Annotated in this window: 15 protein-coding genes; 5 read left to right on the top strand and 10 right to left on the bottom strand. The window is 69.2% G+C overall.

Features of this window, described 5'->3' with window-relative positions; genetic code table 11:
* The first annotated feature begins 1 nt into the window (after position 1).
* The gene (locus tag AB0B64_RS40520) at positions 2-1,213 is read left to right on the top strand and encodes an amidohydrolase family protein (RefSeq protein ID WP_357952656.1); all 1,212 of its coding nucleotides are present in this window, start codon (positions 2-4) and stop codon (positions 1,211-1,213) included.
* 7 nt (positions 1,214-1,220) lie between these two features.
* Here the strand turns inward: AB0B64_RS40520 and AB0B64_RS40515 are convergent, their stop codons facing one another.
* The 3 genes from AB0B64_RS40515 to AB0B64_RS40505 are packed head-to-tail and all read right to left on the bottom strand — an operon-like array spanning position 1,221 to position 4,251.
* A complete protein-coding gene (locus AB0B64_RS40515) occupies positions 1,221-2,033 on the bottom strand; it encodes a carbohydrate ABC transporter permease (RefSeq protein WP_357952657.1) in 813 nt (270 codons plus the stop codon).
* Entirely contained in the window at positions 2,030-2,944 is a 915-nt protein-coding gene (locus tag AB0B64_RS40510) for a sugar ABC transporter permease (protein WP_357952658.1), read from the bottom strand. The genes AB0B64_RS40515 and AB0B64_RS40510 overlap by 4 nt, the downstream gene beginning before the upstream one ends.
* Before the next feature lie 2 nt (positions 2,945-2,946).
* Entirely contained in the window at positions 2,947-4,251 is a 1,305-nt protein-coding gene (locus AB0B64_RS40505) for an extracellular solute-binding protein (protein WP_358184671.1), read from the bottom strand.
* 268 nt (positions 4,252-4,519) lie between these two features.
* On the opposite strand from AB0B64_RS40505, the gene AB0B64_RS40500 reads away from it, so the two are divergent.
* Positions 4,520-5,254, top strand: coding sequence for a DeoR/GlpR family DNA-binding transcription regulator (locus AB0B64_RS40500; protein WP_357952660.1), 735 nt, complete (start codon positions 4,520-4,522; stop codon positions 5,252-5,254).
* Between the two features lie 50 nt (positions 5,255-5,304).
* A complete protein-coding gene (gene sigJ / locus AB0B64_RS40495; protein ID WP_358184668.1) occupies positions 5,305-6,255 on the top strand; it encodes an RNA polymerase sigma factor SigJ in 951 nt (316 codons plus the stop codon).
* A 61-nt stretch (positions 6,256-6,316) separates the two neighbouring features.
* On the opposite strand, the gene AB0B64_RS40490 is transcribed toward sigJ, so the two are convergent.
* Both AB0B64_RS40490 and wrbA read right to left on the bottom strand, forming a co-directional pair.
* Positions 6,317-6,580, bottom strand: coding sequence for a nuclear transport factor 2 family protein (locus AB0B64_RS40490; protein WP_358184665.1), 264 nt, complete (start codon positions 6,578-6,580; stop codon positions 6,317-6,319).
* A 31-nt stretch (positions 6,581-6,611) separates the two neighbouring features.
* Positions 6,612-7,220 (bottom strand): NAD(P)H:quinone oxidoreductase, encoded by a 609-nt coding sequence (gene wrbA / locus AB0B64_RS40485; RefSeq protein WP_357952663.1) that lies wholly within the window; start codon positions 7,218-7,220, stop codon positions 6,612-6,614.
* A gap of 203 nt (positions 7,221-7,423) precedes the next feature.
* Here wrbA and AB0B64_RS40480 point away from each other — a divergent pair, with 203 nt between their 5' ends.
* Together AB0B64_RS40480 and AB0B64_RS40475 are read left to right on the top strand one after the other, a co-directional pair.
* Positions 7,424-7,918: a cupin domain-containing protein gene (locus AB0B64_RS40480; protein WP_358184661.1), complete on the top strand. Its 495-nt coding sequence runs from the start codon at positions 7,424-7,426 to the stop codon at positions 7,916-7,918.
* Between the two features lie 72 nt (positions 7,919-7,990).
* Positions 7,991-9,019, top strand: a complete 1,029-nt coding sequence (locus tag AB0B64_RS40475) for an AsnC family transcriptional regulator (RefSeq protein ID WP_357952665.1) — start codon at positions 7,991-7,993, stop codon at positions 9,017-9,019.
* Here the strand turns inward: AB0B64_RS40475 and AB0B64_RS40470 are convergent.
* The 5 genes from AB0B64_RS40470 to AB0B64_RS40450 form a co-directional block, all read right to left on the bottom strand.
* Positions 8,952-10,106: a carboxylesterase family protein gene (locus AB0B64_RS40470; protein ID WP_357952666.1), complete on the bottom strand. Its 1,155-nt coding sequence runs from the start codon at positions 10,104-10,106 to the stop codon at positions 8,952-8,954. The two genes, AB0B64_RS40475 and AB0B64_RS40470, sit on opposite strands and share 68 nt — an antisense overlap.
* Positions 10,103-10,984, bottom strand: coding sequence for a VOC family protein (locus AB0B64_RS40465; RefSeq protein WP_358184658.1), 882 nt, complete (start codon positions 10,982-10,984; stop codon positions 10,103-10,105). The genes AB0B64_RS40470 and AB0B64_RS40465 overlap by 4 nt, the downstream gene beginning before the upstream one ends.
* Before the next feature lie 149 nt (positions 10,985-11,133).
* On the bottom strand, positions 11,134-11,994 hold the full coding sequence (locus AB0B64_RS40460; protein WP_358184655.1) for a haloalkane dehalogenase: 861 nt from the start codon (positions 11,992-11,994) through the stop codon (positions 11,134-11,136).
* A gap of 10 nt (positions 11,995-12,004) precedes the next feature.
* Positions 12,005-12,448 (bottom strand): TIGR03618 family F420-dependent PPOX class oxidoreductase, encoded by a 444-nt coding sequence (locus AB0B64_RS40455; protein WP_358184652.1) that lies wholly within the window; start codon positions 12,446-12,448, stop codon positions 12,005-12,007.
* Positions 12,445-13,254, bottom strand: a complete 810-nt coding sequence (locus AB0B64_RS40450; RefSeq protein ID WP_357952670.1) for an NAD(P)H-binding protein — start codon at positions 13,252-13,254, stop codon at positions 12,445-12,447. The genes AB0B64_RS40455 and AB0B64_RS40450 overlap by 4 nt, the downstream gene beginning before the upstream one ends.
* Between the last annotated feature and the right edge of the window lie 60 nt (positions 13,255-13,314).

The following is a 13,314-nucleotide window of genomic DNA, read 5'->3' as shown; positions in this document are numbered from 1 at the left end:
AGTGAGTCTGCTGCTGCGTAACGCCCTCGTGCTCGACGTGGTCACCGGTGACTACGCCGAAGGTGACCTGCGCTTGGAGGAGGGCCGCATCGTCGAGGCGGGCCCGGGACTGGTCGGCACCGCGGGCACGCGGGTGATCGACGTGGCCGGCGGTGTGGTCGTACCCGGGCTGATCGACGCGCACGTGCACGTCACCGCCGCGACCGCCGACCTGGGCGGCCTGCCCGCCATGTCGCCTTCCTACGTCGCCGCGCACAGCGCCCGCCTGATGGGGCAGATGCTCGACCGCGGTTTCACCACGGTCCGGGACGCCTCGGGAGCCGACTACGGGCTGTGCGACGCCCAGGAGGAGGGCCTGATCCGCGGGCCGCGGCTGCTGTTCTGCGGCAAGGGGCTGAGCCAGACCGGCGGCCACGGCGACCAGCGCGGCCGGGGCCAGAACGGGAGCGCCGACCAGTCCTGCTGCGCCGGTCTCGGCCGGGTCGCCGACGGCGTGGACGCCGTGCGCACCGCCGCGCGCGATGAGTTGCGCAAGGGCGCCCACCACATCAAGGTCATGGCCTCCGGCGGTGTCGCCTCGCCCACCGACCGCATCGACTCGACCCAGTACTCCATGGACGAGCTGCGCGCGATCGTCGAGGAGGCCGAAGCCGCCAACCGCTACGTCGCCGCGCACGCCTACACGGCCCGCGCGGTCAACCGCGCCCTGGAGGCGGGGGTGCGCTCGATCGAGCACGGCAACCTGCTCGACGACCGCAGCGTGGAGCTGTTCCTGCGGCACGACGCCTACCTGGTGCCCACGCTCGTGACGTACTGGGCGCTCAAGGAGGAGGGCATGGCCTTCGGCCTGCCGGAGTCGAGCTGGCGCAAGGTCGACGAGGTGCTCGGCGCCGGGCTCCGGGCGCTGGAGCGCGCCGCCCGCGCGGGCGTACGGCTGGCCTACGGCAGCGACCTGCTGGGCGGCATGCACCGGCACCAGAACCACGAGTTCCGGCTGCGTGGCGAGGTGCAGCAGCCGATCGACGTGCTGCGGGCCGCCACGGTCAACGCGGCCGACCTCGTCGGACTGGCCGGCGAGATCGGCACGCTCGCGGTGGGCGCGCGGGCGGATGTGCTCGTGCTCGACGGCGACCCCCTGCGGGACCTCGGGGTGCTCGCCGAGCCCAAGCACATCCGCCACGTCGTGCAGGGCGGCCAGGTGGTCTCCGGGTGAGCTTGCCTCAGCCCTTGAGTCCGCTGGAGAAGCCCTTGATCACGTAGCGCTGCAGGAGGAGGAAGATCACCACGATCGGCAGCGCCCCGAGCACCAGCCCGGCGAAGACGAGACCGTGGTCGGAGACGTACTGGCCGACGAAGGCGAAGACGCTCACCGGCACCGTCTCGAACCCCGAGCCGCCCAGGTAGAGCAGGGGGGTGAAGAAGTCGTTCCAGATGAAGACGGCGTTGAGGATCAGCACCGTGCCGGTGATCGGCCGCAGCAGCGGGAAGACGACCCTGGTGAACGCGGTCAGATGCGAGGCGCCGTCGATCTGGGCGGCGCTGGCGTACTCGCGGGGCAGCGCGCGGATGAACCCGGTGTAGAGGAACACCGTGAACGGCAACTGGATCCCCGTGTAGAACAGGATCATCCCCGCGTGCGTGCCGATCAGCCCCAGGTCGGTCACCAGCTGGTAGAGCGGGATCATCCCGAGCTGGAAGGGCAGCACGATGCCCAGCAGGAACAGCACGTACAGCCCGTAGCCCAGATGGCTCTTGGCCCTGGCCAGGTAGTAGGCGGCGAAAGAGCCGAGGGCGATCAGCGCGACCAGGCTGACCGCGGTGATCACGGTGCTGTTCATCAGGGACGGGCCGAGCGCGGCCGCCGACCACGCCTTGGCGAAGTTGTCCGTCGTGGGCGGGGCGGGCAGCGCCAGCGGCGTCTGCGAGATCTGCGCCGGGTCCTTCAGCGACAGCGTGATCAGCGCGTACACCGGGAAGAGGAACGCCACCGCCACCACGATCATGACGATCTCCAGCAGGAACGTCCGCCTCACTGGGCCACCTCCCGGCCGCGCAGGTAGTAGACCTGCACGAGCGACACCGCGGCCACGAACAGCGCGAGCACCAGGGCGATCGCGGTGCTGTAGCCGAACTTGCCGAACACGAACGCCTGCTTGTAAAGCACGGTCGACAGCGTCTCGGTGGCGTAGCCCGGGCCGCCGTTGGTCGCCGCGAAGACCTGGTCGAACAGCTTGAGACCGCCGATCGTGGAGAGCATCAGATTGATCGTCAGAGCCGGGGCGAGCAGCGGCCAGGTGACGTACCGGAAGCGCTGCAGGGTGCTCGCGCCGTCGATCATCGCCGCCTCGTGCAGCTCCTTCGGCACGCCCTCCAGCCCGGCCAGGAAGATGACCATCGAGTAGCCGGCGTACTGCCACACGACCGTGGCCGCGATCGACCACAGCGCGAGCGACGGGTCGCCCAGCCAGTCGATCTTGAGGCCGAGCAGCCCGTTGAGCCCGGCGGACGGGTCGGGGTTGTAGATGTACTTCCACAGGAAGGCCACCATGACCGGGCTGACGACGACCGGCGCGAAGAAGATCACCCGCAGCAGTGCCCGGCTCTTCAGCTTCGCGTGCACGCCGAGCGCGAGCAGCAGCCCCACCGCGTTCTGCACGACGACGATCGCCACGGTCAGCAACAGCGTGTTGCCGATCGAGTCCATCGCCTGGTCGTCGTGCAGGAGCGTCTGGAAGTTCGCCAGCCCGACGAAGGACTTGTCCGCGCCGATGCCGCTCCAGTCGGTGAAGGCGTACAGCATGCCCGCCAGGCTGGGATAGAGCACGACGACGGCGTACACCACCAGGGCGGGCGCCGCGAACAGCCACGAGGGCGAGAGCGCGGCGAACCGCCGCCGCGGCTTGCCGGCCGCGGCGGTGGATCGTCCGACGGGCGTCGCTGTCATGGTCATTTGGCGTAGGCCTCGTCCATCTTCCGTAGCGCGTCGTCAATCTTGATCTTGCCGGCGAGCAGGTCCTGGATCACGGCGAAGTGGACCGGCTGCACCTCGGCGTTGGGCCAGCGCTGGTCCATGAACGGCACGGCCCGGTCCTTGGTGAACGGCAGGAACGACTGCACGGCGGGGTCGATGGTGGAGGAGGCGTCCTGGGTGAGCGGGATGGCCGCGATGGCCTTGGCCCAGCGGTTGATGTTCTCCTGCTTGCCGAGGAAGTCGATGAACGCCTTGGCCTCGGCCAGGTTCTTGCCCTTGGCGGCGGCGCCGAGGCCGACCACCACGCCGGCCGGGATCCACACCTGGTCCGCCACGTCCGCGCCGGGGACCGGGAACATCGACAGGTCGTCGGGACTGCCCGCCGACTTGCGGAAGTCCGGCAGCACCGCCGACACCTGGATGGCCATGCCCGCCTTGCCGGTGGCCACCATCGAGATCTGCTGCTCGAAGGTGGTGCCGTTCGGCTTGTCGTTGAAGAAGCCGCGCTTCTGCAGCTCCAGGTACATCTCCATCGCGTCGCGCCAGCCGGACTTGGCGAAGCTGGTCTGCCCCGCCGCCTGCTTGTCGTCGAAGGTGGGGTCCTTGGCGTACACGGTCGAGGGGACGAGGGCGTACGTGATGAGCTGGGTGACCCACGGCGTCTGCGCGCCCAGGGCGATCGGCGTCTTGCCGGCCTTCTTCAGCTTGTCGCAGACCGCCAGGAACTCCGTCCAGGTGGTCGGCGGCGCGTCCACGCCCGCCTCCTGGAACACCTTCTTGTTGTAGATCGCGCCGATGACCGAGGAACCGGCCGAGTAGATGTAGGTCTTGCCGTCCTTCTGGAAGGCGGGCTTGAAACCGGTCGGGATCGTCTGCGTCCACGACTGGTCGGACAGGTCGGCCAGCAGCCCGGCCCCGGCGATCTGGTCCATCGACATAGCGCTGCCGCTGCCCGGGTAGACCACGTGCACGTCGGGCGCGTTGCCCGCGCCGAGCTGCGTACGCAGCGAGGTCTGCACCTGGTCGGTCGGCGCGAACGAGGTGGCCAGCGTGACGCCCGGCTTGGCCTGCTTGTAGGCCGCCACCAGCTCGTCCATCGGCGCCTTCTGGTCGGCCACGCCGACGAACCTCAGCTCGACGGCGGAGGCCTGCCCCTGACCGGTGGAGCCGGTGGTCTGTGGCTTGGTCGAACACGCGGTCGCCGCGGCGGCGACCGCGAGACCGCCCATCATGCGGAAGAACTGAACGCGGCTCAGCCTGGCGTCGCGTAGTTCGGTCATGGCACTGTCTCCTCGGTCTGACGGGATTGGGGGGCTCCCGAGGGATGCGAACGTTTTAATTAGTTACATCTAACGTTAAAACGTGTGAAGTTGTGAAGGTGCGAGGAGACTACGAGCCGTTCCGCAGGGGTGTCAAGGGTGCGCGCCACGCTACGATGCGCTGTCATCACAGCTGCCATCGCGCTGTCATCGTTCTGTCATCGAGACCGGGAGGGCGCGGGTGAAATCACGTCAGCACTCGGACAGGGGAGTCGTCAGGCGCCAGGCGATGGCGGAGCATCTCATGCGGCACGGCTCCGCCTCGGTGAGCGAGCTCGCGGAGGTGTTCCGCGTGAGCGTGATGACCGTCCACCGCGACCTCGACGAGCTCGAGTTCCATGGCATGGTGCGCAAATACCGCGGCGGCGCGAGCGCGCAGGCGTCGAGCGTCTTCGAGAGCAACATCGCCTACCGGCTGACGGCCCAGACCGAGGAGAAGGAGGCGATCGCCCGCCACGTGGTGGGGCTGATCGAGCCGGGCAGCTCGGTCATGATCGACGACTCCACGACCGCGCTGGCCGTCGCCCGCCATCTCAACGAGGTGGCCCCCCTGACCGTGGTGACGAACTTCCTCGAGGCCATCAAGCTGCTCGCCCCCGTGCCCGGCATCCGGCTCATGGCGCTGGGCGGCGAATACCATCCGACGCACGACTCGTTCCTGGGCGTCGGCTGCGTCGACTCCGTCCAGGCCATGAACACCGACATGGTGATCGTCTCCACCTCGGCCATCTCCGACCGGCACGCCTTCCACCAGGAGCAGGAGATCGTGCTGGTGAAGCGGGCCATGGTGGCCGCGGGGACGCGCTGCGTGCTCGCGGTGGACCACACCAAGCTCGACCGGGTGGCGCTGCACCGGGTGGCGCCGCTGGAGAAGTTCGATGTCATCGTGGTGGACGCGGGGGCGCCGGCCGAGGCCGTCCAGCGCCTGCGCGACCGGCGGCACAACGTCGAGATCGCCGGCTAGCGCGCCGCCTCACATTCCGTGGTGTCGTCTCGTCGTACTGGGGAGAACACATGGGACAACGGAAAGTCGGCGACACCATGACCACCCCACCCGAGCCAGGAGGCGGCCGGCTCGATCCGGGCCTGAGCGCGATCATGAGCGAGCGGCGCAAGCTGATCAATCTCGCCTACCGCCTCCTGGGCTCCTTGGCCGATGCCGAGGATGCCGTACAAGAGACCTACACCCGCTGGTACGCCATGACCCAGCGGCAGCAGGACGCCATCGAATCCCCCAGCGGCTGGCTGACCACGGTCGCCAGTCGCATCTGCCTGGACCTGCTCCGCTCGGCACGCGCGAGGCGCGAACGCTACGTCGGCGAATGGATCCCCGAGCCGCTGCCCGACCCCACGGAGTGGATCACCGGCCGGTCGGCCGACCCGGTCGACCGCGTCACCCTCGACGAGTCGATCACCATGGCCTTCCTCGTCGTGCTGGAGTCGATGACTCCGGCCGAGCGCGTCGCGCTCGTCCTGCACGACGTCTTCCGCTACTCCTTCGCCGAGGTGGGCGAGATCGTCGGCCGTACGCCGGCGGCATGTCGCCAGCTGGCCTCCTCGGCCCGCCGCCGCATCGGCGCCGCGCAGGCTCCCGCGACTCCGGCGGCCCAGCAGGCCGGGATCGTCAGGGACTTCAAGCAGGCGTGGGAAGCCAAGGACATCGACGCCCTCATCGGCCTCCTCGACCCCGACGCCACGGCGATCGCCGACGGCGGCGGCCTGGTCAGCGCCAGGCTCCACCCGATCGAAGGCAGCGAGCAGGTCGCGCGCTACTGCGTCGAAATCGCCGATCTGGCACCCGATCTGACGCTTCTGGAGCGTACGGTCAACGGTCAGCCCGGTCTGGTGCTTCAGCTGGACGACGTCACCGTGGCGGTGATGGCGTTCGAGGTCGCGGGTGACCGGATCAAGCACATGTGGGGAGTGCGGAACCCTGACAAGCTCCGGCCCTGGACGACAGGCTGACGCGTGCCGGTCGTGTCCTGGGGCGCCGCAGCCAGTGCGGCGCCCCCTTCCGGCCAAACGATCAGGCCGGCTCGAACGCGATATCGGTGCTCGCCGCAATGGTAAGGTCGTGCGTTTCCAGGCCGATAGGGCCATCGTATTCGTCGAACCACCGCACAAAGTTGCCGCGGACTTGATCCGATCCCGCGAACTGGAGCGGCGGCACGACATCGTAATAAAAAATGTCAGAAGAGTAATGTGACATGAGGCGGTCAATGTCCTTTGCCTGGCAGGCATCGACTCGGCTCTCCAAGAGCGCCCTAACCTCGGACTCGTTCGAAGTCATCGCATTCTCCGTTCATCAATCCCGTGCTGGATCAGGCGGCGCGGCCGGCCTTGAGTGAGGCCGCGGTGTCGACGACGCGGCGGGCCTGGAAGCGAGCCGCCTGCAAGATCACCTCACTGGGCGGGCCATCGCCGCCCACGTGGGAGGTGCCATAGGGATTGCCCGACTGGAACTGGATGGGGTCGGCGTAGCCGGGGGGCACGATGATGCCGCCCCAGTGGTAGAAGGTGTTCCCCAGCGCCAGGAGGGTGGATTCCTGACCGCCGTGGGCGGTGTTGGAGGCGGTGAAAGCCGAGTACACCTTGTCCACGAGCTTGCCCTGAAACCACAGCGGACCAGTGGTGTCGATGAACTGCCTGAGCTGATTGGCCGGGTTGCCGAAGCGGCTGGGGGTGCCGAACATTACCGCGTCGGCCCACTCCAGATCGTCGTGGCCGGCCTCGGTGACGTCGGCGGTGTCCTGGCGGTACTGCACCCAGGCCGGGTTGGCGCTGATCGCCTCCGGTGGGGCCGTTTCGGCGACCCTGCGCAGTCGTACGTGTGCGCCGGCCTTCTCCGCGCCCTCGGCGACGGCTTGCGCCAGAGCATGCACGGTGCCTGTGGCGCTGTAGTAAATGATCGCGACCTTGACGGGTTCCATGATCGGTTCACTCCTTCGGGTTCGGTTCATCGGTAGGACAGTTCATGGATAGGACGACGTAGCCCTGCGCAATGTGAGGTGACGCGTCTGCACCGGAGCATGTTGGCTCAATCGAACAGGCGGGAATTGGCTCTCCCGACGGAGCCACTTCATCGCGTAGGGTCGGGCCGCCCGGAATGATCCACCGCTTGGAGCGAGTAACGATGTCCTATCCGCCGCCCCGATACTTGACGGAACACGGAACTGCCAGCGCGGCCTTCCGGTCGGCCGACGCACCGCCGGACCTGACGATCGGAGTCAAGTCCCGGGTCGGTTATCTGGCGACCGGCGCGAGCACCGATGGCCAATTCGGTCTCTACCGCTGGGACATGGCCGCGATCCCGAACGGCCCCGGCGCCCACTTTCACCGGACCTTTTCCGAGTCGTTCTTCGTCCTGGAGGGGACTGTCTCGCTGTACGACGGAGAGCGCTGGCTGGACGCGACACCGGGCGATTTCCTGTACGTGCCGCCAGGCGGAGTCCACGGCTTCAGTAACAATTCCGATGCGCCTGCCTCCATGCTGGTGCTGTTCACGCCGGGGGCGCCCCGGGAGGCGTACTTCCAGGAGCTCGCCGAAATCGTCGCTGCCGGCCGGCAGCTGACCGACGAGGAATGGACTGAGCTTTATGCCGCGCACGACCAATACGCCGTACCGTGAACCACGCGTAGCTCTGGCGGCTGCCCCTTGAGGCGGACGCAGTGGCATCGCCTGGACATTTAGCCTTGCTGGGTGGAACCAGTTGTCCTGGATGAGCTTGATCGAGCGATCGTTCACGCGCTGCACGTCGATGGACGTGCGGCGTTCAGGCAGATGGCGGCCGTGCTGGAGGTGTCGGATCAGACGGTGGCCCGACGTTATCGGCGGCTTCGTTCGGCCGGTGCGTTGCGGGTGGTGGGGCAGCCGGTGGCGCAGCGGCTGGGCTGGGTGGAGTGGGTATTACGTATCCAGGCCCTGCCGGAGGCGGCCACGGCGATCGCCGATGCGCTGGCGCGCAGGGACGACACCTCATGGGTGAGCCTGACCTCGGGCGGCACGCAGATCGTCTGTGTCGTCCAGGCGCGGGATCGGCGGCGACGAGACGCTCTGCTCCTCGGACAGCTGCCACGTACGCCGCAGGTCACCGGGGTCAGTGCCCATTGCGTGTTGCGGGTGTTCGCCGGCGGTCCGACCGGGTGGCACGGACGGGCCGACGCGCTTACCTCCGGGCAGATCGCGGCGCTGGTACCCGGACCAGGCGACTTGTCCGGGAAGGCCGTCGTGTCGGGCGAGGAGGACGAGCAGCTGCTTGCGGTGCTCGCCCAGGACGGACGGGCGGGATATGCCGAGCTGGCCAAAGCGATCGGGGCCTCGGAGATGACTGCCCGGCGCAGGCTGGAGTACCTGCGCCGGGCCGGGGCGGTCTTCTTCGACGTGGACATCGACCCGTTGCTCCTGGGATACGACACGATCGCGATGCTGTGGCTGACCGTTGAGCCATCCGCGCTACGGCAGACGGCCGAGGCGGTGGCCGGGCACCCCGAGGTCGCCTTCGTGGCGGCGACCACCGGCACGACGAACCTGCTGGTATTCGCGGCCTGCCGGGATGTGCCCGCTCTCTACGAGTACCTGGAGACCGGGATCGGCACCCTGCCGGGCGTCCGGCAGTTGGAGAGCGCGCCGATCATCCGCAGCAGCAAACGGGTCGGTGCGACTATGCGAAGTGATGCACGAACGAGCCCTGGTCGTAGCGACGCCAGCCGGGTGACTCGCCGTGGATGAAGGCGATCCAGGGCCGCTGGACCTGCTCGACCAGGCGTTCCAGATCGGCCGGGTCGGCCCCGGCCAGCATCGGGGCGTGTCGCCACGCCCGCAGGCCGCCGAACACGAACGGCAACTCGACGCAATGGCAGGCCCCGAGCGCGCTACCGGCGGGAGACCAGTCGAACTGGTAGGCGTGGGCGGTGGTCATGGCCGCCGCCAGTTCCAGGCTGCCGTGGCGGAACAGCCGGTCGGTCTCCTCCTCCGCCGCGCCGGGGAAGAACGCGCGGGCCTCATCCCGGGTGGTTCCGATCAGCGTGGGGATGTCCCGAGGAGCATCGGTCAGCGCCGGGTCCTCGACCAGTTGGAAGGGCGGAGTGACCTCGCCTGGCCTGGCGGTGCGCCGGGCGACCTCGCTCTGGGCGGCCAGGATCGACGCGGTCGGCGCCGTCATGACATCGGCGTCCAGCACCTCGAGGAAGAGATCGGCGATGGACGTGGCCGGTTCGAGGTCGTAGGGGCGTACACCCGCGGGCAGACTCTGCAGGATGACCCGCTGAAACAGCTCGCCGCAGTCCGGATGGCGCAGCATGGCAAGCGCCGACATCGCACCGGCGGACTGGCCGGCCAGCGTCAAGCGGTCCGGATCTCCGCCGAAGCGAGCGACGTTCCGCCGCACCCACCGCAGCGCCAGCATCTGGTCGAGCAGGCCGAGGTTGGCCTGACCGCCGGGCCGGTACAGGTATCCCAGAGCGCCCAGCCGATAGGTGACCGTGATCACCACCATCTCGCCGCGCCGGGCCAGCAGCGCACCGTCGTACCACGCCTCGCCGCCCGAGCCGCTGGTGAACCCGCCGCCATGCAGCCACACCAGGACGGGAAGCCCGCTGCCGCCCGGAGCCCAGACGTTCAACGACAGGCAGTCCTCGTCCTGCTCGAGCCCGCTGCCGGGGCCCATGACGTGCGCCAGGCGGGAGGCCGGCTGCGGCGCGGCCCGCCCGGGCAGCAGAGCCTCAGGCACGTCACCAAGGTCCGGTGCGGCCTGCGGCGCCGACAGCCGGTCGCCCCTGCCGTACCGGATGCCGGCGAACGCGCCGGTGAGGATCATGGCCGCACCTCGCGGAAGGCGAGCGTGGCGCCGCGTGCCTGGGCCGCGCCGACGAAGAACCCGCCGCCCGGCAGGTCCCGCGTGGCGAAGCCGTTGCCCTCCACCAGTGTGCGGGCGGCGGCGAGATCGGCAACCGCCACCGTCTGTCCGGCCATGTACGGCAGCGCCGGAACGTCCTCGCCGGGCAGCACCTCGGCGAAGCCGGAGACCGGGACGATCTCCATCTGCCCAAGCGCGAGCCGCAGCACCTGGCGCGGCCCATCGGCGACCGGCGTCACATCCAGGATGCGGGCATACCGTTGCACGGTGGCGGCCAGGTCACTGTCGTCCACCACCAGCAGGACGCTCTCCAGATGGGTGGCTCCGTTGGCGTGGCGTAGGTAGCGGGGCTGGTGGATGAGTTCGGGCGTCAGGTGACAGGCGGCGTGGACCAGCCCCTCGGGCGTGAGCGCCCTCTCCAGGTGGATCGCCTGGAATCGTGCCGTCGCGGTGCCGTCCGGGGTCTCCACCTCGCGCTGCAGGGGCAGGACGCCCGAGGAGGACAGCCCGGCCGCGCGCAGCCGCTCCTCGGTCACGGCCGCGTCGGCGCAGCCGAACGAGTTGCCGTGCAGGCCCTCGTACTGAGCGATCAGCGGGCGAATGTGCCACGGATCGACGCTTCCGTCGCCGAACAGGCCGAGCAGCTCCAGGTAGTTGCCGCCGAACAGGGCGCACCGGTTACCGGCGCCCATGGGCTCGCGCTCGCCACCGGGACGTGTGGATCCCAGGTGCATCGACAGCGGGCTCAGAGTGAAGCCCAATGCCTCATAGGTGGCGGCGGTGGTGTCCATGTCCGTGGTGTACAGGACGGAGTGATCGATCCGGTCAATGTCTGTCATGAGCCGAGACTGCACACCACCTGGCCCCGTACCCCAGTCACCCGACTTCAGGTGATGAATCTCGACACGAGAAGCTCTCTCATGAGAGAAACGCCCCATCCCCCTCGCCTGCCGACGGCGAAGGGGCAAGCGGGTGACCGTGGCTCTGGTCAGCGGAGGCCGTGCCGGTCCGCCCAGGCCGAGATGGCCGTGGCGATCAGGACGGGATGGTCCTCGGGGGTGTGGTGGCCGGCGACCTCCTCGGAGTGTTCGATCTCCAGGGCGGCCATGTTGGCCGCGCACCACGCGATCATGTCCTCGTGCATCATCGCCCCCGGCCCGGGTGCGAACGTGAGCAGCAGCTTGGGCACGTCCGTACTGGCCGCCAGCCACCGGTCGTACGCCTCGACCCTGGCCACGACGTCGGCGGGCTCGCCGCCCAGCGGCATCGCGCGCGGCCACTGCAAGAGCGGCCGCCTGCTCTCGCGCGTCGGGTACGGCTTGCCGTAGACGTCGAGGTCCCCCTGGGAGATCGGGGTGGCGACGGTGCCCGGCAGCCCCTGCTCGAGGAAGGCGTTGTCGTCCAGGATCATCGCCTCGCCGACGCCCTCGGTCTTGATCGCCCGGAACAGCTCGCGGCCGCCCTCGGGGAACTCCTCCCAGGTCATCGGCTTGACGATGGTCTCGGTGAACGCGATGCCGCGCACCCGGCCCGGGTGCCGCGTGGCCCAGTCGAAGGCCAGGGCGCCGCCCCAGTCATGCCCGACCAGCACCACGTCCTGGAGGTCCAGCGCGTCGAACCAGGCGTCCAGGAAACGGGCGTGATCGGCGAAGGTGTAGTCGATATCAGGTTTGCCCGACTCGCCCATGCCGATCAGGTCGGGGGCCAGGAGCCGTCCGGGTCCCACGGCCGGCATGACCTCTCGCCACAGATGGGACGAGGTCGGGTTGCCGTGCAGGAAGACGATCGGCGCCCCGGCGCCGGACTCGCGGTAGTGCAGGGTCGAGTCGAGAATGTCGAGAAAAGCCATGATCCAGTCCTTAGTCAAGGTTGAGCTGAGTGATGCGATCGACCGCGATCTCGATGACCACGCGGCCGGGCGGATGGGGTGGCGGTGATCCGTAGCGCTCGGCATAGCGCCTGACGCCCTCGGACACCCGATCGGGTACGTCGTGCACAGTGGCGACGCCCTCGAGCGTCACCCACCGGAACCCCACCGCCTGGCAGAGCGCCACACGGCCGCCCTGCCCGGCGAGGTTTCTGGCCTTCCGCGTGCCGCCGACGGTCAGGACACGGGCCAGCCCCGCCGCCTCGTCCCAGGTGAAGCGCACCGCGACCACATGCGGCGAGCCGTCGGGACGCAGGGTGGTCAGGGTGGCGACGTGCGGCTCGGCGAGGAAACCCGCGACACCCGCCGCCGCGCCCACCGGAAGGCGGCGAGTCGTGCCCGCCGGAAGGCTCGGAAGGCGGCGAGTCGTGCTCATCGGAAGGCGGGGAGGTTGCGCGCGGCCCAGTCGGCGAAGGTGCGCGGCGCGCGGCCGAGCACGCGCTGGACGTCGGGACTGACGGTCTGCTCGGCCGCGGTCGGCTCGCCCAGGATGGCGAGTGTGCCCTCGACGACGGGCTCGGGCATCACCTGGAGCATCTGCGCGCGTGCCTCCTCGCGGGTCTGCTCCACGAACCGCACCGGCTCGCCGAGCGCCGCGCCGAGCGCCGCCGCCCGCTCGCGCGGGGTGACCAGCGCGGGTCCGGTCAGCTCATAGGTACGGCCGGAGTGCCCGGACTCACGCAGGACCGCGGCCGCGACCGCGGCGATGTCGGCCGGGTCGATGGTCGGCAGCCCGACGTCCCCGAAGGGCGCGGCGGCGGTGCGCCGCGTCCGGACGGATTCGGCCCAGGCGTAGGCGTTGGAGTCGAAGCCGCCGGGCCGCAGGATCGTGAAGTCCAGCCCCGACTCGCGCACCGCCTGCTCGAACAGGGCCGGGTGCCGGTAGACCTCGGGACGGGTGCCCGCTCCTTGCGAGGAGAGCAGGACGACCCGCTTGACGTCCGCGGCCTCCTTCAGGATCCCGTGCGGGTCGTCTCCGGCCACGAGGAGGAAGAGCGCGTCGGCGCCTTCCAGCGCGGAGCGGAGGCTCGTGGGGTCGTTCAGGTCGGCCGGGATGTGCCGTACACCCTCGGCGAACTGGGCGGACTGGCGGGACACGGCCGTGACCTGCTCGCCTGCCGCGGCGAGGATGCTGACGAGCTCGCGTCCGACGTTACCCGTGGCGCCCGTGACAACGATCATGATGTTACTCCCGATCAGATTCTTAGTTAGTTGGCTGACTGAGAAGAACAGTAGTGTGTC

It is taken from the genome of Nonomuraea sp. NPDC049129 (genome assembly GCF_040648495.1).
Lineage (GTDB): Bacteria > Actinomycetota > Actinomycetes > Streptosporangiales > Streptosporangiaceae > Nonomuraea.
Note: the sequence above shows the minus strand (reverse complement) of the source record. Positions and strands in the feature narration are given on the sequence as shown.